Source organism: Pseudomonas fluorescens (genome assembly GCF_902497855.1).
Classification (GTDB): Bacteria; Pseudomonadota; Gammaproteobacteria; order Pseudomonadales; family Pseudomonadaceae; genus Aquipseudomonas; species Aquipseudomonas fluorescens_BI.
Window position 1 is genome coordinate 77,232 of sequence record NZ_CABVHU010000019.1, and the last position, 19,482, is coordinate 96,713.

At 59.1% G+C, this 19,482-nt stretch carries 17 protein-coding genes and 1 other RNA gene; 11 read left to right on the plus strand and 7 right to left on the minus strand.

Annotated elements, in window-relative coordinates; all coding sequences use genetic code 11:
• Nucleotides 1-286 precede the first annotated feature (286 nt).
• Entirely contained in the window at nucleotides 287-1,453 is a 1,167-nt protein-coding gene (locus F8N96_RS29030) for a putative zinc-binding metallopeptidase (protein ID WP_150800710.1), read from the plus strand.
• 305 nt (nucleotides 1,454-1,758) lie between these two features.
• Here the strand turns inward: F8N96_RS29030 and F8N96_RS29035 are convergent, their stop codons facing one another.
• Nucleotides 1,759-2,706 (minus strand): hypothetical protein, encoded by a 948-nt coding sequence (locus tag F8N96_RS29035; protein WP_150800711.1) that lies wholly within the window; start codon nucleotides 2,704-2,706, stop codon nucleotides 1,759-1,761.
• 377 nt (nucleotides 2,707-3,083) lie between these two features.
• Here F8N96_RS29035 and ffs point away from each other — a divergent pair.
• Nucleotides 3,084-3,180, plus strand: an RNA gene (ffs, locus tag F8N96_RS29040) — signal recognition particle sRNA small type.
• A 182-nt stretch (nucleotides 3,181-3,362) separates the two neighbouring features.
• On the opposite strand, the gene F8N96_RS29045 is transcribed toward ffs, so the two are convergent.
• Entirely contained in the window at nucleotides 3,363-3,677 is a 315-nt protein-coding gene (locus F8N96_RS29045) for a helix-turn-helix domain-containing protein (protein ID WP_150800712.1), read from the minus strand.
• A 419-nt stretch (nucleotides 3,678-4,096) separates the two neighbouring features.
• On the opposite strand from F8N96_RS29045, the gene F8N96_RS29050 reads away from it, so the two are divergent.
• Nucleotides 4,097-5,797 (plus strand): putative bifunctional diguanylate cyclase/phosphodiesterase, encoded by a 1,701-nt coding sequence (locus tag F8N96_RS29050; RefSeq protein WP_150800713.1) that lies wholly within the window; start codon nucleotides 4,097-4,099, stop codon nucleotides 5,795-5,797.
• A gap of 55 nt (nucleotides 5,798-5,852) precedes the next feature.
• On the opposite strand, the gene F8N96_RS29055 is transcribed toward F8N96_RS29050, so the two are convergent.
• A complete protein-coding gene (locus F8N96_RS29055) occupies nucleotides 5,853-6,602 on the minus strand; it encodes a substrate-binding periplasmic protein (RefSeq protein WP_150800714.1) in 750 nt (249 codons plus the stop codon).
• A gap of 144 nt (nucleotides 6,603-6,746) precedes the next feature.
• On the opposite strand from F8N96_RS29055, the gene dnaX reads away from it, so the two are divergent.
• Both dnaX and F8N96_RS29065 read left to right on the plus strand, forming a co-directional pair.
• Nucleotides 6,747-8,864 (plus strand): DNA polymerase III subunit gamma/tau, encoded by a 2,118-nt coding sequence (dnaX, locus tag F8N96_RS29060; protein ID WP_150800715.1) that lies wholly within the window; start codon nucleotides 6,747-6,749, stop codon nucleotides 8,862-8,864.
• A 66-nt stretch (nucleotides 8,865-8,930) separates the two neighbouring features.
• The gene (locus tag F8N96_RS29065) at nucleotides 8,931-9,269 is read left to right on the plus strand and encodes a YbaB/EbfC family nucleoid-associated protein (protein ID WP_008028561.1); all 339 of its coding nucleotides are present in this window, start codon (nucleotides 8,931-8,933) and stop codon (nucleotides 9,267-9,269) included.
• Nucleotides 9,270-9,535: 266 nt separating this feature from the next.
• Here the strand turns inward: F8N96_RS29065 and F8N96_RS29070 are convergent, their stop codons facing one another.
• Nucleotides 9,536-11,026 carry an aldehyde dehydrogenase family protein gene (locus F8N96_RS29070; protein WP_150800716.1) on the minus strand — a complete coding sequence of 497 codons (1,491 nt, stop codon included), beginning with the start codon at nucleotides 11,024-11,026 and terminating at the stop codon, nucleotides 9,536-9,538.
• 274 nt (nucleotides 11,027-11,300) lie between these two features.
• On the opposite strand from F8N96_RS29070, the gene F8N96_RS29075 reads away from it, so the two are divergent.
• Complete coding sequence (locus F8N96_RS29075; protein WP_150800717.1) at nucleotides 11,301-11,555, plus strand: DUF1652 domain-containing protein; 255 nt, start codon at nucleotides 11,301-11,303, stop codon at nucleotides 11,553-11,555.
• A gap of 50 nt (nucleotides 11,556-11,605) precedes the next feature.
• Here F8N96_RS29075 and F8N96_RS29080 read toward each other — a convergent pair whose 3' ends face one another.
• On the minus strand, nucleotides 11,606-11,962 hold the full coding sequence (locus tag F8N96_RS29080) for a hypothetical protein (RefSeq protein ID WP_150800718.1): 357 nt from the start codon (nucleotides 11,960-11,962) through the stop codon (nucleotides 11,606-11,608).
• 342 nt (nucleotides 11,963-12,304) lie between these two features.
• Here F8N96_RS29080 and peaA point away from each other — a divergent pair, with 342 nt between their 5' ends.
• From peaA to peaD, 4 genes are all read left to right on the plus strand, one after another.
• Nucleotides 12,305-13,885: a quinohemoprotein amine dehydrogenase subunit alpha gene (peaA, locus tag F8N96_RS29085; RefSeq protein ID WP_150800719.1), complete on the plus strand. Its 1,581-nt coding sequence runs from the start codon at nucleotides 12,305-12,307 to the stop codon at nucleotides 13,883-13,885.
• A gap of 82 nt (nucleotides 13,886-13,967) precedes the next feature.
• Nucleotides 13,968-15,398 (plus strand): quinohemoprotein amine dehydrogenase maturation protein, encoded by a 1,431-nt coding sequence (peaB, locus tag F8N96_RS29090; protein ID WP_150800720.1) that lies wholly within the window; start codon nucleotides 13,968-13,970, stop codon nucleotides 15,396-15,398.
• Between the two features lies 1 nt (nucleotide 15,399).
• On the plus strand, nucleotides 15,400-15,723 hold the full coding sequence (gene qhpC / locus F8N96_RS29095) for a quinohemoprotein amine dehydrogenase subunit gamma (protein WP_150800721.1): 324 nt from the start codon (nucleotides 15,400-15,402) through the stop codon (nucleotides 15,721-15,723).
• Between the two features lie 41 nt (nucleotides 15,724-15,764).
• Entirely contained in the window at nucleotides 15,765-16,883 is a 1,119-nt protein-coding gene (gene peaD, locus F8N96_RS29100) for a quinohemoprotein amine dehydrogenase subunit beta (RefSeq protein WP_150800722.1), read from the plus strand.
• A 107-nt stretch (nucleotides 16,884-16,990) separates the two neighbouring features.
• On the opposite strand, the gene F8N96_RS29105 is transcribed toward peaD, so the two are convergent.
• Nucleotides 16,991-17,392, minus strand: a complete 402-nt coding sequence (locus F8N96_RS29105) for a lysozyme inhibitor LprI family protein (RefSeq protein ID WP_150800723.1) — start codon at nucleotides 17,390-17,392, stop codon at nucleotides 16,991-16,993.
• 226 nt (nucleotides 17,393-17,618) lie between these two features.
• Here F8N96_RS29105 and F8N96_RS29110 point away from each other — a divergent pair, with 226 nt between their 5' ends.
• Nucleotides 17,619-18,107 carry an SRPBCC family protein gene (locus F8N96_RS29110; RefSeq protein ID WP_150800724.1) on the plus strand — a complete coding sequence of 163 codons (489 nt, stop codon included), beginning with the start codon at nucleotides 17,619-17,621 and terminating at the stop codon, nucleotides 18,105-18,107.
• Between the two features lie 636 nt (nucleotides 18,108-18,743).
• Here F8N96_RS29110 and inhA read toward each other — a convergent pair.
• Nucleotides 18,744-19,439, minus strand: a complete 696-nt coding sequence (gene inhA / locus F8N96_RS29120; protein WP_150800726.1) for an isonitrile hydratase — start codon at nucleotides 19,437-19,439, stop codon at nucleotides 18,744-18,746.
• Nucleotides 19,440-19,482 lie beyond the last annotated feature (43 nt).

Here is a 19,482-nt window from a genome sequence, read left to right on the forward strand (position 1 = left end):
CCGCCGCTCACGATCACCTGCATACCGCTGGATTGCGAAAACGCCAAACCCTGTAGGAGCCGGCTTGCTGGCGAAGGCGTCTGCATGATCGCTGCAAGGCTTGAGGCCGCCTTCGCTGGCAAGCCAGCTCCTACAGGGATTACCGGTGTAGATGAATTGTGGTCAACGCCAACCCCCTGTAGGAGCTGGCTTGCCAGCGAAAGCAATATCAGCCCTCTCACAAAAAGCGGGAACGATCGATACCCCTTCATGATCTAGTCTTGGCAGGCCCCAGGGAGAGATCGCCATGTACCGCTTCTTCGAACAGCTCAGCTCACGCATCGCCGCGCCTTTCATGGCCGGGAGCTCGCGCAACAGCAAAGTCTGGCAGTGCCGCTGCGGGCAGTCGCTGTTCTTTCGCAACAGCCAGTGCCTGGCCTGTTCGGCGGCCTTGGGTTATCAACCCGAGCAGAGCCGCCTGTCCTCGCTGCAACCGGGCCAGCAGGCGGACACCTGGCTGCTCGACGCCCATCCCGAGTCGGGCGTGTTCCGCCGCTGCGCCAATCTCGACTCCCCGGCCGCCTGCAACTGGCTGCTCCCGGCCAACGACCATGACGCGCTATGCATTGCCTGCAGCCTGAACCACACCATCCCCGACCTGTCGATTGCCGAAAACCACGAACGCTGGCGCAAGGTGGAAACCGCCAAGCGACGTCTCGTCGCGCAATTGATCAGCCTGGGCTTGCAGGTAATTCCCAAAACCGTCAACGAGGAGGCTGGCCTGGCCTTCGATTTCATCGGAGTAGACCTTGAAGGCAACCCCCCGACCACGGGGCATGCCAACGGCCTGATCACCCTCGACATCAAAGAAGCCGACGACGCCCACCGCGAGCAGATCCGGGTGCAAATGCACGAACCGTATCGCACGCTGCTTGGGCACTTTCGTCATGAGGTCGGGCATTACTACTGGGACCGCCTGATCGCCAACAGTCACTGGCTTGAGCCGTTCAGAAGCCTGTTTGGCGACGAGCGTGAGAGCTATGCCGACGCGCTGGAACGGCATTACCAGCAAGGTGCGCCGCTGGACTGGCAGCAATATGCCATCAGCGCCTACGCCACTATGCATCCGTGGGAAGACTGGGCCGAGACCTGGGCTCATTACCTGCACATGATGGACGCGGTGGACACCGCCCTCGGGTTTGGAATGAGTGCCCGGGAAATGGATTTCGACTATCAGTCGTTTCCGTCCAGCACGCTGTATGACCCGGAGCATGCCGGCGGCGAAGCGTTCTTGTCGTTCGTCAATGCGTGGATCGAACTGGCGGGGATGCTCAACGAATTGTCCCGGAGCATGGGGCAGCTGGATTTCTACCCGTTCGTACTGCCGGCGCCGGCAATTGCCAAGCTACATTTCATTCATCTAGTGATCCAGCAGGCGGGCGGGAGGGCGGACGACGTGTTGGAAGGGCAATAGATCAAAAGAAACATCGCAGCCTTCGGCGTTATGGTCACTACGCCGATCCCCTTGAAACAAAATTCCCGCTAACCTGCGCGGGCCCGGAATAGAACAGCCATCGCGCGGACATTTTATGTCGGTGTGTGATCGGTGGGACTGCCTCCCGGCGGGCCTGCCCGCGCTTTAAAGATATGTCATATTCATATTATTTCTCATTATTTGTTAATTCATGGTTGAAGAGATTTTTGCCCGGTTTTAACCGAACAAAATAGTGTCGTTCGGTTGAAAACCAGCCTGCTTTGATGGGGTGCTACTTCAGAAAATTATAGAATAAATACAATCGTTGATTCGCTGAGTTCACAGGTTCGAGCGGTGTGTGATTTAACCGATATCTCGACGGTTCCCTCGCTTGCGTCATGATTGAACTCGATTGTTGCCATGCTTTCCGAAAAGCCATCATCTATACACAGTGTCGATATGCCGTCAGGGTAAAGCTTGTCTTTATTACTGGTGAGGGCGTAACGTCCCCCAGCAGATGCGAAGCCCTGCAGTGTGCGATCTTTTACTTCTACCAGTTTATCAAGGATGACTTGATGAATGGCGGCTTTCGGATTGTCCACTGTTGAAAAGTACATGCTGGTATTGGTTATAAAAGAAAAATAAGTGCTGTCTGGAACTACAACTGATTTTTTTCCCTTGCTGAATGTAGCGCCATTCACCTCTCCCCCTGATAGCAGATATTGGATGCCATGCTCTTCATGGAGCTCTGGTGGACGTTGATCGGGAGCGGATGCCAGGTTGCCGATTTTAAGCGTTACATTAACAGCATAGCCATACCAAAAATCGACTTCAACCGATGACTGTGGATTCATTGGGGTGTAAATAACTTGATGGCCATCATTTGTTATGCTGAATGCGCCTTTCGTATTAGGATTGGTCATTTCTAACATAATCGATTTCGATATATATGGGACTGTGAAGTTGTGAAGGTTCGAGCGCATTTCAGTTGTTGTTGGGAAGCCGAAACTGTTTTTTTCCCATGTGTAAATAATCTTCCATGTTGGATCTGTCAAGCTGGTCCGTGTGTACAGTTTGTGCGATAACAACGGAAATGACTCAGAAGTTAATAGTGCGAATGGAACTTTATTTGAGAAGACCACTGATTCGTTCATCGTAGTGTCCTGTGTAAATATAGTTTTTTGTTCGGCAAATGGATCGCGGCGATTTGAGATACCAGAGTGGTTCTCGGCTCTACCTTTGTCGCCTGTCATTTATGACAGTCCAGACGAACGGTATAGAGGAATTGAACGGACGCTGAACAGAGACACCACTGTCCAGCGTTGTCGCTGAGTTCTGCGAAAAATGCTTTCAGTTTCACGCCCAGTCGTTGGCAAGCAGGCACAGATCTTGCGCGCCAGAAATATAGGCGCCGGTTTTGAAGCGGTTGACGGTCTGGGGGGCAAAACCGGTTTTTCGCCAATCTGAGGCTGAGTTAGCGCGGCACCTTGCGATTGCTTCGTCTATAACGAAGATTTTGCATGTCCTTGAACCCGCTCATTTTTTTTATCTGCAACCAACGGTTGTAACTTCGTCTCAGATAGGTACAATGGCGCGGCTCGCCGTCAGGTGAGCGTCGTTATGGTGACCCCATCGGTCCCCCCGCAACGATTACCCGTGAACCTGGTCAGATCCGGAAGGAAGCAGCCACAGCGGGAACATTGTGTGCCGGGGTGTGGCTGGTGGGGTTACCACCTTAACGGGCCGCGAATCCCTCTCGCGTTATCTGTTTAAAACTACTTTCCTGTTGCTCTGCCATGGATATCGTCCAGGGCGGATCTTTTGTCGTTTCCGGTTTTTGAAGTCATACCTGAAAAAGGAGGCCGACCTGTCGAACCAACAAGTCGGCCTCCTTTTTCAATTCCTGGCACTAAGGCTTGGACAAAGCCTGATCAACCGCCGCAATCAGCTTTCCCAGATCCTTCGGGCTGGCTTTATGAATGACGCCGAACAGGTACGCCCGCTGTTCATCTTCATCGCCCGGGTCGGCAAAAAAAGCTTTCAGCTTCACCCCCAGCACCTCGGCAAGCAGGAACAGGGCGTCCACGCTGGGGGTATAGGTGCCGGTTTCGAAGCGACTGATGGTTTTGGGGTCAAAACCGGTTTTTTCGCCGAGTTCAGCCTGAGTAAGCCCCGCGACCTTGCGGTAGCGCCGGATGGCTGGACCCAAACTTGAAATGTGCATCGCTCAATTCCCATTTGGAATCAAGAACTTAACGATAGATTTCGGTTTATGACAACCGCATGATCCATCACCTTGGCTTGCAAAATGTGATGCATTTCGTAGAATTACCGATCCGGAAAGACTTTCGATGACCATTTGTTGATCGCGAGCGCGATGCTAAAAAGCCAGTATCCGTTTTCATGCAGGGCAAGCAGGCAGGCCCAAAGCCGCGCTTGAACTTCGTAGAAATGCTAGCTGAATTGGTCTTTTTTGTCCTTTCGCACGGCCTTTCAGATTAGTTGATCTTCGCCTGTCCGGGGGCCATCAAACGCTGTTCATGGAGTGACCACGTGTTTCTGCGCAATCTGTCACAAAACATCTCTTCCGGGCATCTTGCACTGGTCGAGCGGTGCCACCGCTAGCCACAACGAGCCTGACTCATGGATGAGAAATACCGCAGGGCTGTGGATGCAGCCGCCATTTTTTCCGAGACCGATCTGAGCGGCCGGATCACCTACGTCAATGATCAGTTCTGCGCCGTGTCCGGCTATAGCCGCGAAGAACTGCTGGGGCAGAACCATCGTCTGCTCAATTCGGGCCTGCACTCGGCTGACTTTTTCGCTGGCCTGTGGCGCACCATCGCGCGGGGCAGCGTCTGGAAGGGCGAAATCTGCAATCGGGCGAAGGACGGCAGCCTGTATTGGGTCGAAAGCACCATGGTACCGGTGCTCGATGACGCTACCGGAAGGGTTGACCGTTACCTGTCGATTCGTTTCGACATCAGTGAAAAACGCCAACTGCTGCATTCCTTGCAATGGCGGGTCGGTCACGATGTGCTGACCGGACTGCCCAATCGCGCGTTTCTCTCGGATTTGCTGGATCAAGCCCTTGAGTTCTCGCGCCAGGAAAACATCCCGCTGGCGGTGTGCATGCTCGACCTCGACGGCTTCAAGTCAGTCAACGATGGCTATGGGCATGCCAGTGGCGATCTGTTGCTGGTGGAAGTGGCGAGGCGCCTGCGCAGTATCGTGCGCGGCGAGGACGTGGTGGCCAGGCTGGCCGGTGACGAGTTTGTGCTGGTGTTGCGATACGTGCGAGATCTGCCGGAACTGCGCGCGGCATTGAGCCGGGTGTTGGGCGCGATTTCCGCACCGTACACGCTGCATGGCAAAGAGCTCAATGTGTTCGCCAGCATTGGCGTCACCCTGTTCCCTCACGACAACGAAGATGCCGAAACCCTGCTGCGTCACGCCGATCAGGCGATGTACCTGGCCAAGCAAGGCGGACGCAATCGTTTTCATCTGTTCGACGTGATCCGGGATCGGGAAGTCAAGGTCACGCACCAGACCATCGAGCGAGTGCGTCAGGCGCTGCTGGCGGGTGAATTGCGTTTGCACTTCCAGCCTCGGGTGAACATGCGCCGCGGCGAGGTCGTCGGTTTCCAGGCAGTGTTGCGCTGGGAACACCCCCAGGACGGCATGGTGCCCTCACGCAATTTTCTACCGTTGGTCGAGGAGACGGACCTGATCATCGATATTGGTGAATGGGTCATGGATCAAGTGCTTTCGCAGATGCACCACTGGCAGCACGCGGGTCAGGGCTGGCCGGTGAGCATCAATATCGCGGCGCGCCATTTTCAGCGGGCGGATTTCGTCGACCGGCTCGGTGAGATGCTCGCCCGGCACGCCCAGGTTGCACCGCAGATGCTCGAGCTGGAAATTGTCGAGTCGGTTGCGGTCGAGAATATTCAGCATGTCAGTGCCTGTCTGCAAGCTTGCCAGACGCTGGGCGTGCAGTTTTCACTGGGGGATTTCGGCACCGGGTATTCATCGCTGAGCTACCTCAAACGATTGCGAACCCAGAGCATCAAGATCGATAAGTCATTTGTCCGCGATTTCCTTCATGATCGTGATGACCTGGCACTGACCACGGCGGTGATTGGCCTGGCCCGGGCATTCGGGCGCAAGGTGATCGCCGAGGGGCTGGACAGTATCGAGCAGGGTGAAATGCTGCTGCGGCTGGGCTGCGACGTTGCCCAGGGCCATTGCATTGCGCGGCCGATGCCTCCGGAAGAGGTGGTGGCCTGGGTGGAAGGGTATGTTGCGCCGCTGCAATGGCGGGTAGTGCAGCAGACAGCCTGAGCCTCGCTATCAGGCATACGAAGATCAAATGTGGGAGCAGGCTCGCTCCCGCAGATCAAGGTTTTGCAGGCTCGCCACCGACATAGAGCCGGATAATGTCATCGATCTCCCCGGACATTTTCATCCGCAACAAGGTGCGCAATATGCGTTGCACAGGCACTTTCGGATCATTGCGCACGTAGCAACCGACACTCTGCACCTGTAGCACCGCCACGCCCTGCAATTGCCGATCGGGCAACAGGCGCTGATTGAACCAGTCCAGGGTCCATTGGTTGCTCACGGCATAGCGATAGCGTCCGGCCAGCAGTTTTTCCAGCACCTGTTCCTGATTGCGCGCGTCTTCGCGCAGCAGCCGGCCGGTGTCGAACAGCGGTTGCAGGGTCGGGTAGCTGTAGCCGTGGACCGTGCCGATGGATTGTCGTGGCAAATGCGCCGCAGCCACGGCGGTCAGTGGGTCGTGCCGGCTGATCAATACGTCGGGCTGGGTCCAGAGCGGAATGCTCCAGATGTAGTCGCCGGACTGGTTCGGCTGCCAGGACTGCGCGGCATAGCAGCGGACGTCGACCTCGCCCTGTTCCATGGCGTTTTGCACCCGCGCCCGGGGCAATACGTGAAATTCAGCCGGTACCCCGACCTGAGTCGCCAGGCTGACCATCACGTCATGCAAAATACCCTGGGTCGGGCGGCCGCGTTCCAGTTGGACCATCGGCATTGCCCAACTGTCGGGCACCACGAAGCGTAGCGGCGCTTCGGCGCCTGCCGCACTCAAGCTCATCAACAGCAGTGCCCCCAAGGCGAGCCGCATAAACGCTCCGGTCCTGAACAATCCCTGGCCGATAAAAGCCCGCCAAAGTGCATCTTAGCCAGATTAGACGAGCGCACCGGATGCAATTTTGGCCTTGCTCCGCTAGCATTAGCCGCTTCTGTTCCTTAGTTGCGACGGTTTTCGATGAGTTATCAGGTTCTTGCACGTAAATGGCGTCCGCGCTCGTTCGGCGAAATGGTCGGCCAGACCCATGTGCTCAAGGCTCTGATCAATGCCTTGGACAGCCAGCGGCTGCACCATGCCTACCTGTTCACCGGTACCCGCGGCGTGGGCAAGACCACCATCGCGCGGATCATCGCCAAATGCCTGAACTGTGAAACAGGTATCACTTCGACGCCTTGCGGCGAATGCTCGGTGTGCCGCGAGATCGATGAAGGCCGTTTCGTCGACCTGATCGAGATCGACGCCGCGAGCCGGACCAAGGTCGAAGACACCCGCGAGTTGCTCGACAACGTGCAGTACGCCCCGAGTCGCGGGCGCTTCAAGGTCTACCTGATCGACGAAGTGCACATGCTGTCCAGCCATTCCTTCAATGCGCTGTTGAAAACCCTCGAAGAGCCGCCGCCCTACGTCAAGTTCATCCTGGCCACCACCGACCCGCAGAAACTTCCTGCAACGATTCTGTCGCGGTGCCTGCAGTTCTCCCTGAAAAACATGACACCGGAACGCGTGGTCGAGCATTTGACCCACGTGCTGAGTGTCGAGAACGTGCCGTTCGAAGACGATGCGCTGTGGCTGCTGGGTCGCGCCGCCGATGGGTCGATGCGCGATGCCATGAGCCTGACCGACCAGGCGATCGCGTTCGGTGAAGGCAAGGTCATGGCGGCCGACGTGCGGGCGATGCTCGGCACGCTCGATCACGGTCAGGTCTACGACGTTTTGCATGCGCTGATCGAGGGCGACGCCAAGGCGTTGCTCGAAGCCGTGCGGCACCTGGCCGAACAAGGCCCGGACTGGAATGGCGTGCTCTCGGAAATTCTCAACGTGCTGCACCGTGTCGCCATCGCCCAGGCCTTGCCTGAAGGCGTCGACAACGGTCACGGCGACCGTGACCGGGTGTTGGCCCTGGCCCAGGCCCTGCCGGCCGAAGACGTACAGTTCTACTACCAGATGGGCCTGATCGGTCGCCGGGATTTGCCGTTGGCGCCGGATCCTCGGGGTGGTTTCGAAATGGTCCTCTTGCGCATGCTCGCCTTCAGGCCGGCAGACACCGAGGACGCTCCGAGGCAGCCGCTAAAGACAGTGGGGATCAGCCAGGCCACAGTTGATTCCGCCCATTCAGTGGCTGCCGCGCGAGTGGCTGCACCGGTCGTACCTGCGGCAGTTGCACCGGTCGTTTCCGCACCGGTTGCACCGGCGGTTGCGTCGGTAGTGACTGCTCCAGCTCCAGCTCCAGCTCCAGCTTTAGCTCCGGTGCCTGAAGCGGTTGCACCGATAGTCGTGCCTGAGCCGGTAATTGAGCCGGTAGCAGTCGCGGCCGTCGTCGACCTGCCATGGAACGACCCGGTAGAGCCCGAAGTCGTCCAGCAGCCCGCGGTCGAACCGGTTCTGGAAACCGCCGCCGAACAACCCGAATTGCCGCCGATGCCATTGCCGACGCCCGACAGCGTCGTGCCGGACGCCCCGGAGTGGGCCGCTGCGCCGATCCCGGAACCCTCCGCGGTCGAAGTCGATGCGGCGACGCCGGGCATGGACCCGGACGACGAGCCGCCGCTGGACGAGGACTACATCGAGCCGGACATGGATTCGTCCTACAGCTACCTGGACGATCTGGCCAGCGAGCATGCCGCCGAGCCGGCTCCGGAGCCCGAACCCGAGCCGGCCGCCATGCCTGCTACCGGTCTGGCCCTGCAATGGCTGGAACTGTTCCCGAAGTTGCCGATCTCCGGCATGACCGGGAGCATCGCCGCCAACTGCACCTTGATCGCCGTCGATGGCGACAATTGGCTGTTGCACCTGGACCCGGCCCACAGCGCCCTGTTCAATGCGACCCAGCAACGTCGCCTCAACGATGCATTGAACCAGCATCACGGGCGTACGCTGACCCTGAGCATGGAGCTGATCAAGCCTGAGCAGGAAACCCCGGCCCAGGCCGCATCCCGTCGTCGTGCCAATCGTCAGCGCGAGGCCGAGGAGTCGATCCATGGAGACCCGTTCATCCAGCAAATGATGCAGCAGTTCGGTGCGGTGGTCCGTAACGATACTATTGAACCTGTCGAAGCCCTGGTCAGTCAGGGCTAATAACTGAAGGCGTTCGGCCCCAATGGCCGGACGCGATTTTTATCCAAGTACTTTGAGGTGATTACCATGATGAAGGGTGGCATGGCCGGCCTGATGAAGCAGGCGCAGCAGATGCAGGAAAAGATGGCCAAGATGCAGGAAGAACTGGCCAACGCTGAAGTTACCGGTAAAGCCGGTGGCGACATGGTCACCGTGGTCATGACCGGTCGTCACGACGTCAAGCGCGTGACCATCGACCCAAGCCTGGTCGAAGGCCTGAGCGAAGACGACAAGGAAATGCTCGAAGCGGTGTTCGCCGCTGCCGTCAACGATGCCGTGCGCAAGATCGAAGCCAACAGCCAGGACAAGATGTCCGGCATGACCGCGGGCATGCAACTGCCACCGGGCATGAAACTGCCGTTCTGATCACCCGATGACGCGTTATCCCCGAACAAACGCACCCCTGTAGGAGCCGGCTTGCCGGCGAAGGACGTCAACGATAACGCGTTCATCCTGAATAAACGTGGCCCCCTGTAGGAGCCGGCTTGCCGGCGAAGGACGTCAACGATAACGCGTGTTTACTGGTTAAACACGGCGCTCTTGAGACCATCGCGAGCAAGCTCGCTCCCACAGGGGGCGCGCGTTCACTCAGGTCGAACCCGTTATCGTTGCCATTCCCACAGGGGGGCGGGTCAAAGCTTGATCAACACCGACTTCAACTCGGTGTAATGCTCGATCGCCGCATACCCCATTTCCCGCCCGACTCCCGACATCTTGTAGCCGCCAAACGGCAGCGCCGGGTCCAGGGCACTGTGGCAGTTGACCCACACCGAGCCTGACTTGATCCGCGGAATCATCCGGTGCACCGCCGCCAGATCATTGGACCAGACACTCGCCCCCAACCCATAGGGGCTGTCATTGGCCATGCGCAACGCATCAGCCTCGTCATCGAACGGAATCGCCACCAGCACCGGGCCGAAGATTTCTTCCTGCACCAGCGAGTGCTTCTGATCGACATCCACAATCACCGTCGGCTTGACGAAGAACCCCGGCCCGAACTGCTCGCCGCCGCAAGCGATGGTCGCGCCACTTTCCCGACCCATTTCGATGTAGCGGTACACCCGCTCCTGCTGGCGCGCCGAGATCAACGGCCCCATCTCGACGCTCGGGTCCAGGCCGTTGCCGAGTTTCATGGCGTTGGCAATGTCGGCGATGTCCGCCACCACATTGTCGAAATGCTTGCGCTGCACATACAGCCTGGACCCGGCACAGCAGACCTGGCCCTGATTGAAGAAAATCGCGCTGGCGGCGCCCGCGGCGGCGGTCTTGAGGTCGGCATCGGCCATGACGATGGTGGGGGATTTGCCGCCCAGTTCCAGGGTGACCCGGGTCATGGAGTCCATCGCGATCTTGCCGATCTGTTTGCCCACCGCGGTGGAGCCGGTGAAGGTCAGCTTGTCCACCAATGGGTTGTGAGTCAGTGCCGAGCCCGCTGTGATGCCGGTGCCGGACACCACGTTGAACACGCCGGCGGGGTACCCGGCTTCCAGCACCAGTTCGGCGAGTTTCAATGCGCTCAAAGGGGTTTCGTCGGCGGGCTTGAGCACCACGGTGCAGCCGGTGGCCAGGGCCGGGCCAAGTTTCCAGCAGGCCAGCAGCAGCGGGAAGTTCCAGGCGACGATGGCCCCGACCACGCCCACGGCTTCGCGACGGATGAAACTGTGGAACTGATCGTTGGGCATCAGCGGCATCGACACCTCGACGCTGGAGCCTTCGATCTTGGTCGCCCACCCGGCCATGTAGCGCAGGAAGTCGATGGACAGCTGGACGTCCATGACCTGGGCTACCGCGGCGCTTTTACCGTTGTTCAGGCATTCCAGTTGCGCCAGCAGTTCGGCGTCGCGCTCCATGAGGTCGGCGAGTTTCCACAGCAGGTTCTGCCGCTCCCGCGGCCGGGTGCGGGTCCAGGCGGAATCGTCGAACGCCTGGCGAGCGGCGAGTACGGCACGGTCGACATCCTCGGGTGTGGCCCGTGGCACCACGCACAGCACTTCGCCGGTGGCCGGGTTGTGCAGGGGCATGGTCTGGCCGTCGGCGGCCTCGACCCATTCACCGCTGATAAGCATGCGCGGGGCGCGCTGAATGAATGCCGAGGTGGCGGGAAGCAGATAGGGGAGGGACATGGCGAGGCCTCTTGTTGTTCGTGAGAACAGGGCTTTCGCAATGGCTGTGCCAAGTGCCCGCAAAGTGCCGGGCCGCCCTTTGTCGGCGGGGTTCAGGGGCACTCACGGGAATGGAATGACTGGGGGGACTGTTGCAAATTGCGACAATATGAGACGACGAGCAACCGGGTTGCGACCTTGAGGCGTCCGTTATTGAGGAATAGAATTTTCTGGCTCGGTGGATGAAGTGACGAACCGTTCATCCGGCAACCTATCTGGCGCGAGGGAGGTAGTAATGTTCCTTTCAACCCTGGAAATTCAAAGCATCATCGAACATAAAATGCTGCCCTCCGTGTGCACGTGCGTCATGGAGGCAGACCAGTCCCTGACCATTCGGGTCTGCGACTGCATGACTGGCAAAGTGGAACTGGTGGCGACCCATGTTCCCTTGTGGACACTGGACAGTCCCCATGCCATCGCCTCGCTGGTGGCTGACATGCGGCAGGAAATCGAGGCCCACAAAAGCATTCACCCCACTTTTAGCATCTGAATGGGCGCCAGGCCGCACCGTCGGGATACGGTGCGGCCCGCGCTGATCGATCAGGTGGAAAACTTCCGACAAATCTCGTCGTACGTGTTGCCATCCACGGCAGCGAGCAACTTCCTGTCATCCTTGAGCGTCGCCAGAAAAGTCACTTCGGTTTCCTTGCCGGCCAACATGAAACCGGCAATGGCCCCGATGGGACCCAGCAGCATCGCGCCGGCAACGCCGAAACCGATGGCATCCTTGATGTTGTTGATCGCCCCCTCATTGGCCACTTCCATGCGCTTGAATGAAGAGAGCGGCAGGGTAATGCCGGGCCACGGGTGAAGCGACGTCCTGAGGGTGAAGGCGCCGTCTCTGTACTCTCCATCACCCTGCAGAAAGTCCCCCGCCAGGACAGTGATGCTTGCCATTTTGGATCCCCTGTCGGCAATCGGTGAATACCCATTTCGCGCTCGGTGGGGATTGCCGTCAATCCTCGGGCGATGAACTGTCCCGGCCGCGGCCTCTATGCTGTCTCAGAGTGCAACAGCTGTCGCGATATTAGACGCCGCCGATCTCTTCCAGATGCGACCGGCAGGCCTTGTCTTCACGTAACTACTTGATAGAAAAGGGTATCGGCAAGCTGGCACGCTCCGTGTATTGCTCATCGCAGACGTTTCTCTTGCCTCCGTCAGCGGTTCGCCGCCGACGGCAGAAACAAAAAAAATGAGAAGCCACAAAAATAAGAAAGCACCGTGCGAGGTTCGACGTTGATGAAGAGAAAACTCCGATCAGGCCTGAGCGCCAGCCTGTTGGCCGTGGCGGCCTGTGTGGCGCTGCATTCGCCTTACAGCCTGGCAGCTCGCGACGCCCAGACCATCCTCAAGGAAACCTGTCAGGGCTGTCATACCCCCGAAGCCGACAATGCCCTGAGCCGCATCAGCCACCAGCGCAAATCCCCGGAAGGCTGGCTGATGAGCATTGCCCGCATGCAGGTCATGCATGGGTTGCAGATCAGCGATGACGACCGTCGAACCCTGGTCAAATACCTGGCCGACACTCAGGGCCTGGCACCGAGCGAAACCGATGGCGTGCGTTATGCTTTGGAGCGGCGGCTCAACACCGTCGAGAAATTCGACGACCAGACCAGCCAGATGTGTGGCCGCTGCCACTCCGGTGCACGGGTGGCCCTGCAACGGCGTCCGGCCCAGGAATGGGAGCGCCTGGTGAACTTCCACCTCGGCCAATGGCCGTCCCTGGAATACCAGGCCCTGTCCCGTGACCGCGACTGGTTCGACCTGGCCCGCAAGGAAATGGTGCCGCTGTTGGCCAAGCGTTATCCGCTGGACAACCCGGCCTGGAAAAAATGGCAGGCCGGCGCGCCGAAAGCCGAGACGTTGGTGGGCGACTGGAGCTTCAGTGGCCACTTGCCGGGTAAAGGCGAGCTGGCGGGGGTGATGAGCGTCACCGCCGATGCGGGAGACACGTTCAAGGTCAGCGTCAAAGGCCAATACGCCGACGGCAGCCCGTTCAACGGCGACGGCAGCGCGATTCTCTACACCGGCTACGAATGGCGTGGCAACGTGACCATCGACGGCGTGACCATGCGCCAGGTGTTCGCCGCCCAAGGCAGCGCGATGCAGGGCCGGATGTTCGAGGCCGAGCACGATGAGCGCGGTCTCGACTTCGCCGCCGCCAAGCAGGGCAGCAGTCGTTTGCTGGCGGTGCAGCCGGGTTACCTGAAGGCTGGCGCCGAGACTGAAGTCACCCTGATCGGCAGCGGTCTCACCGGCAAGCCAGACTTTGGCAAAGGTGTGACAGTGGTCGAAGTCGTCGAGCAGACCCCGGAACGGGTCAAGGTCAAGCTCAAGGCCGCTGCCAATGCTCAACCAGGCCTGCGCAACGTCACCGTCGGCACGCTGAAAGGCGCGACCCTGTCGGTCTACAGCAAGATTGCCCAAGTCAAGGTCGTGCCCGCATTCTCGGTGGCGCGAGTCGGGGACGGCGGTGGCTCGACGCCGAAAGTCCAGGGCAGGTTCGATGCCGAAGCCTGGGGCAAGGGCACCGATGGCAAGCCGTTCCGTATCGGCGTATTCCCGGCGCAGTGGTCGGTCGAAGCCTTCGACGATCGGGCCAGGGAAGATGAAGACGTCAAGTTCGCCGGCACCATGCAGGCTGACGCCGGCGTGTTCACACCGGGCGATGCCGGGCCGAACCCGCAACGTAAAATGTCCACCAACAATGCCGGCAACCTCAAGGTGATCGCCGCTGTCGACGACGCAGGGAAATCCCTGACCGGCGAAGGCCAGATGATCGTCACCGTGCAACGCTGGAACAATCCACCCATTCCATGAGTTGGCCGATTCCATTGGTTTTCAGACACTTTTCGGAATGACCGCAAGCCCCGTCAAACGGGGTTTGCACAGGAGGTTTGCAATGGGCGCTATCTTGAATCTGGTCGAACGCAACCTGCACGAAGTGCACGTCGACGCCGACCGCATGCTGTTCCACATCCCCAGCAGTTCGCTGTTCGCCAGCGATGAGCTGACCGGTACCATCATCGACACCTTGCGCGGTCCCGGCTGTTCCTCGGAAGACCTGATCCAGCGCCTGGCCGCGCGCTTCAATGGTGAAGAAATCACCGAGACCCTGCGCGAGTTGATGTCCCTGGAACTGGTCAGCGACGGCTCGCCGCTGACCCCGGACATCGGCACCAAACGGGTCGAACGCACGGCGATCAATACCGTGGTGCTCAACGTCAACACCGGCTGCAACCTGAGCTGCACCTACTGCTACAAGGAAGACCTGGACAAGCCGTCGGCCGGCAAGAAGATGGACATCGATACGGCGGTGGCGTCGGTGGAAATGCTGCTGCGCGAATCCCCGGACGAGGAGCGTTTCACCGTGGTGTTCTTCGGCGGCGAGCCGCTGAGCAATCGCAAGCTGATCGAGTACATGGTCGACTATTGCGAGAAGCGTTTCCGTGAGGTGGGCAAGTTCGTCGAGTTCGTGATGACCACCAACGCGACGCTGCTCACCGAAGAGACCGTGGACTACCTGAATGCCCACCGGTTCGGGCTCTCGGTCAGCATCGACGGACCAAAAACCGTGCACGACCGCAACAGAATCACCGTGGGCGGGCAGGGCACTTACGACGTGGTGCGACGCAAGGCCGAGATGCTGCTGTCGCGCTACAACAGCCGTCCGGTCGGTGCGCGGGTGACCCTGACCACCGGCGTTACCGACGTCGAAACCATCTGGGATCACCTGTTCAACGAACTGGGGTTTGCCGAAGTCGGGTTTGCCCCGGTGACCTCCGGGGACATCAGCACCTTCAACCTCTCCAGTGACGAGCTGATCGAGGTCTTCGCCAACATGAAGAAACTCGGCCGACGTTACCTGGAAGCGGCGCTGGAGCATCGCAACATCGGGTTCTCCAACCTGCACCAGTTGATCACCGACATCCACGAAGGTCACAAGAAAGCCCTGCCGTGCGGCGCGGGCCTGAAGATGCTGGCGGTGGATCACAAGGGCGAGCTGAACCTGTGCCACCGCTTTACCGGCTCATCGTTGCCGACTTTCGGCAACGTCCACAGCGGGGTGAAGCAGGTCGAGTTGAACGACTTCCTGTCCCAGCGCCTAGACCGTACCAACACCGGCTGCGAAGACTGCCAGATCCGCAACCTGTGCTCCGGCGGCTGCTACCACGAGAGCTATGCACGGTACGGCGACCCGACCCATCCGACCTATCACTACTGCGAACTGATGCGTGACTGGGTCGACTTCGGCATCGAGGTCTATACCCGGATCATGGCCCACAACCCTGCGTTTATCAGCAGCTACATCACTCCGCGCAAGGCTCACTGATATGAAACATCTCAAGGCAATCAATAATAAAGCGCTGAAACTCGATGAGGCCGCGGCCGAAAACCGCATCGAAGAAGTGGTGGCGATGAGTTCCGTCGCCGGTTGTGCCTCGACGACCGACCCGGGCTGGGAAATCGACGCCTTTGGCGGCGTGTCGTCGCTGTGCCAGCCGATGGAATCCGACCTGTATGGCTGCTCCGACCCTTGCTGGTGGCCGGCCCAGGTGCCCGACATGATGAGCACCTACCCGGACTGGAACAAGGATGCCCAGGCGTCCAACGACAATTGGCGCAACCTCGGGACTGTCTTTCCAAAAGACAAATGATCGTCCATAGAAAGCAGCCGGACAGATAAGAAGGATTCCCCATGCACAGCATCAAAGCCTGCGGCCTGGCCGCGTTCGCCGTCCTGAGCGCCTGTTCGCTTAACGTTCTGGCGGATGAAAACACTGCGCTCCAGACCGGTCACGAGTACATGGTGACCACCAATTACCCGAACAACCTGCACGTGATCGACCTGGCCACGGACACCCTGTTCAAGACCTGCAAGATGCCGGACGCCTTTGGTCCCGGCAGCGTGCAGTTGTCGCCGGACCGCAAGACCGCCTACGTGCTGAACAACCACTATGCCGATGTCTACGGTGTCGAGCTGGACAGCTGCAAGCAGGTGTTCCACGCCAGCATCACCCAGAAACCGGGGGAAAAAGCCAAGTCCATGTTCGCCTTCGCCGTCAGTCACGACGGCAAGGAATTGTTCACCATCGCCAACCCGACGCTGATGCTCAACGATCGCTACGAAGTGCAACAGCCAAGGCTGGACGTCTACTCGACCGACGCTGGCCTGGACGCCAAGCCGCTGCGCAGCTTCCCGGCACCACGGCAGTTGACCATCATGCAGAGTGGCGACGACGGCACGCTGTATGTGGCGGGGGCGGACATTTACAAGGTCGACGTGAAGACCGGCAAGTTCGATGTGCTGATCCCCAGCCGCCACTGGAAACGCTCGAACTACAGCGCCCCTGATGTGCTCTACGTGTGGAACCAGCAGACGTATCGGCATGATTTCTCGCTGCTGTACACCACGGCGAAATTCAAGGACAAAAAGCAGGACCCGGCCACCGCCGAGTACCTCTATGGGCTGTTCAGCGTCGACCTGAAAACCGGCAAGACCGAAACCACCGACTTCGGCCCGCTGACGGAAATCTACTTCAGCGGCATGCGCTCGCCGAAGGATCCGAACCTGATGTTCGGCGTGCTCAACCGTCTGGCCAAGTACGACATCAAGCAGAAGAAAATGCTCCAGGCGGCGACGCTGGATCACTCCTACTACTGCATTTCCTTCAACAAGGACGGGAGCAAGATCTACCTGGCCGGGACGTTCAACGATGTGGCGATCTTCGATCCCGAGACCATGAAGCAGATCGGCAGCATCAAATTGCCGGGTGGGGATATGGCGATCACCACCGCGCAGATATTTGTCCGGTAATTGCGCCGCCTGAGCTGACGCCTTCGCCAGGCCGGCTCCTACAAGAGCACGCAGAACTTGTAGGAGCTGGCTTGCCAGCGAAGAGGCCCTCAAAAACACTCGAGAACTTACTGCCCCGGCACCGGACACCCCAAATCCCCCTCCTGACATTTCAAGTAATTCTTGAACGTCTCCACCCGCGCCTTGGTCAGGTCAGTGATGCAATTGCTGTAGATCAGTGGATACACACTGCCACCCGCCACCCCGGAAGCCGAGAACTTGCACTCGGCATCCCGGAACGCAATCCACGCTCGCTGTGCACCCACCATCAGTTTTTTGCTATCCGGATCGGCCTGCAATCGACCAGTGATCTGCTGGTAAAGCGCATTCAACTCCTTGTCCGCCGCCTTGTGCTGCTGTGCGGCGCACTGGTTCATCGTGGCCTGATCCGCGGCATTGTCGCAGTCCACGGCATGGGCAAGGGGGGTGAACAGCAAAGGCGACAACGCCAGAAGAACGCGTGGGTGCATGGGATTCTCGCTGCGGGCATGGAAATAGAGGGCAGTGTAGCCAAGCAGGTGGCCAACCCCTGGTTTCCTCCCCTGTGCTGAAATGAGAAGTGCAGGGAAATTGCGAACTTACCGCCGTAAATGCAGCCGAATACTACAGACAGGGTTGCTTGCACAGCCCGATTGATACAACTTAGGGTTGGTCTTGTGGTCTTACAGGCCTACTGTTCAGTACAGGAGGTGACTTATGAATCCAGCATCAGATCGCATCGAAAGGAAGATCCTGCTCAAATCGCCGCGTTCGCACGTGTGGCGTGTGCTGGCCAATGCCGAAGCGTTCGGCCAATGGTTCGGCGTGGCGCTGGAAGGCAAGCGTTTTGTCGCCGGCGAGTGGACCCAGGGGCAGATTACCTACCCCGGTTATGAGCACTTGCTGTGGAATGTACTGGTGGAACGGGTCGAGCCGGAGCGGGTGTTTTCGTTTCGCTGGCACCCTTATGCCGTGGAGCCGGAAGTCGATTATTCCCAGGAACCCACCACATTGGTGAAGTTTGAACTCGAGGACATGGATGAGGGCACCTTGCTCAAGGTCACCGAGTCCGGGTTTGACCATATCCCGCAAACCCGCAGGCTCAAGGCGTTCCGCATGGACAGCCGTGGCTGGGATGAGCAGATGAGCAATATTGAAGAGTTTCTGAAAGTCAGCGCCAAGGCTCGCGAGCATCAGCAAGAGTGAGGGCTGCATGCTTGAGCCCGTGGCTGACCGATGCGTGGGTATAGCGAATGTCTTACACGCGAAAGTAACAATGTCGTCTGGTACGGATTGGATCCGAAGTGTAATCTCACCTCATCAACTGAAGCACAGGAAGCGCTTCAGGATCACGGATGATCGGCCATCAGCAAGGATTCGCTCTCGACAGGGAGTCGGCAATGGTCTTGGGAAAAACCCGCTTCGGCGGGTTTTTTTTCGTCCCTTGTAGGAGCGAGCTTGCTCGCGATGGACGTCAACGATAACGCGTGCTGTCTGAAAGAACGCGCCGCTCTTGAGTACATCGCCGGCAAGCCGGTCTCGCTCCCACAACGGTCGCATGCGATTCGGTGCCGAATGGTCAATCGCTTACACCACGGCGCTGGTATGTCCTCTGTTTATGCTTCATCAACGCGCTTATTCTGGATCCATCAACTGAGTAGCAGGATGCACTCAGGATCACGGATGATCGACCATAGGCCTGGATGGCCGTAGACAGGATGTCGTATGGTCTTGAGAAACCCGCTTAGGCGGGTTTTTTTGTGAGCGATGGAAAGTCCTCAGTGCATCAACCTGGCCCGTAAGCGCCGGCAGCCATGAATGGCTGACCGCCGGCGGAATGAATCAGCCCGCTGACATCTGATCGAGCTTTGCGGCTGCTCGTGCGGTGATTTCGCTGCGTAGTTTCAACGAACTGGCCGCGCGTTGCCGGGCTTGCTCCAGCACGCTGCCCGGCGCAGTCTCGGGGCTGCCCGAAGCAAAGGGCGGTGCCGGCGCGTATTCCAGCTGCAGTTGCACGAGCTGCGCGGTGTCCTTATCGAACAACTCAGCCGCCAGGGTCAGGGCGAAATCGATCCCTGCCGTGATCCCGCCACCGGTCAGCAGATTGCCGTCGCGCACGACCCGGTCTTTCACCGCAATGGCTCCCAATGGTGTGAGCAGGTCGTGGTAGGCCCAGTGAGTCGTGGCACGCTTGCCCTTGAGCAGGCCCGCTGCACCCAGCACCAGCGCGCCGGTGCACACCGACGTGACATAACGCGCATTGGCCGCCTGGGTCCTGATGAACGCCAGGGTTTCGTCATCCTCCATCAACGGCCCGACGCCGCTGCCGCCGGGGATGCAGATCACATCCAGCGCCGGGCAATCATCGAAGGTGACAGTCGGTTTCAGCATCAGGCCCGTGCTCGCGGTGACCGGCACCAGGTCCTTCCAGATCAAATGCACCTTCACGTCCGGCAGCGAGGCCAGCACGTCATAAGGGCCGGTCAGGTCCAGTTGCTGAAGCTGGGGGAACAACAGAAAACCGATCTGCAACGTCATGGTGTTTTTCTCAGGAAGTGGGTGGACGGCTTCACTCTAGGCT

What these genes read in the sequence shown, in the direction of transcription:
- F8N96_RS29030 (WP_150800710.1), top strand. Translation starts at nt 287, where the DNA reads ATGTACCGCTTCTTCGAACAGCTCAGCTCACGCATCGCCGCGCCTTTC.
- F8N96_RS29035 (WP_150800711.1), bottom strand. Translation starts at nt 2,706, where the DNA reads ATGACAGGCGACAAAGGTAGAGCCGAGAACCACTCTGGTATCTCAAAT.
- F8N96_RS29045 (WP_150800712.1), bottom strand. Translation starts at nt 3,677, where the DNA reads ATGCACATTTCAAGTTTGGGTCCAGCCATCCGGCGCTACCGCAAGGTC.
- F8N96_RS29050 (WP_150800713.1), top strand. Translation starts at nt 4,097, where the DNA reads ATGGATGAGAAATACCGCAGGGCTGTGGATGCAGCCGCCATTTTTTCC.
- F8N96_RS29055 (WP_150800714.1), bottom strand. Translation starts at nt 6,602, where the DNA reads ATGCGGCTCGCCTTGGGGGCACTGCTGTTGATGAGCTTGAGTGCGGCA.
- dnaX (WP_150800715.1), top strand. Translation starts at nt 6,747, where the DNA reads ATGAGTTATCAGGTTCTTGCACGTAAATGGCGTCCGCGCTCGTTCGGC.
- F8N96_RS29065 (WP_008028561.1), top strand. Translation starts at nt 8,931, where the DNA reads ATGATGAAGGGTGGCATGGCCGGCCTGATGAAGCAGGCGCAGCAGATG.
- F8N96_RS29070 (WP_150800716.1), bottom strand. Translation starts at nt 11,026, where the DNA reads ATGTCCCTCCCCTATCTGCTTCCCGCCACCTCGGCATTCATTCAGCGC.
- F8N96_RS29075 (WP_150800717.1), top strand. Translation starts at nt 11,301, where the DNA reads ATGTTCCTTTCAACCCTGGAAATTCAAAGCATCATCGAACATAAAATG.
- F8N96_RS29080 (WP_150800718.1), bottom strand. Translation starts at nt 11,962, where the DNA reads ATGGCAAGCATCACTGTCCTGGCGGGGGACTTTCTGCAGGGTGATGGA.
- peaA (WP_150800719.1), top strand. Translation starts at nt 12,305, where the DNA reads ATGAAGAGAAAACTCCGATCAGGCCTGAGCGCCAGCCTGTTGGCCGTG.
- peaB (WP_150800720.1), top strand. Translation starts at nt 13,968, where the DNA reads ATGGGCGCTATCTTGAATCTGGTCGAACGCAACCTGCACGAAGTGCAC.
- qhpC (WP_150800721.1), top strand. Translation starts at nt 15,400, where the DNA reads ATGAAACATCTCAAGGCAATCAATAATAAAGCGCTGAAACTCGATGAG.
- peaD (WP_150800722.1), top strand. Translation starts at nt 15,765, where the DNA reads ATGCACAGCATCAAAGCCTGCGGCCTGGCCGCGTTCGCCGTCCTGAGC.
- F8N96_RS29105 (WP_150800723.1), bottom strand. Translation starts at nt 17,392, where the DNA reads ATGCACCCACGCGTTCTTCTGGCGTTGTCGCCTTTGCTGTTCACCCCC.
- F8N96_RS29110 (WP_150800724.1), top strand. Translation starts at nt 17,619, where the DNA reads ATGAATCCAGCATCAGATCGCATCGAAAGGAAGATCCTGCTCAAATCG.
- inhA (WP_150800726.1), bottom strand. Translation starts at nt 19,439, where the DNA reads ATGACGTTGCAGATCGGTTTTCTGTTGTTCCCCCAGCTTCAGCAACTG.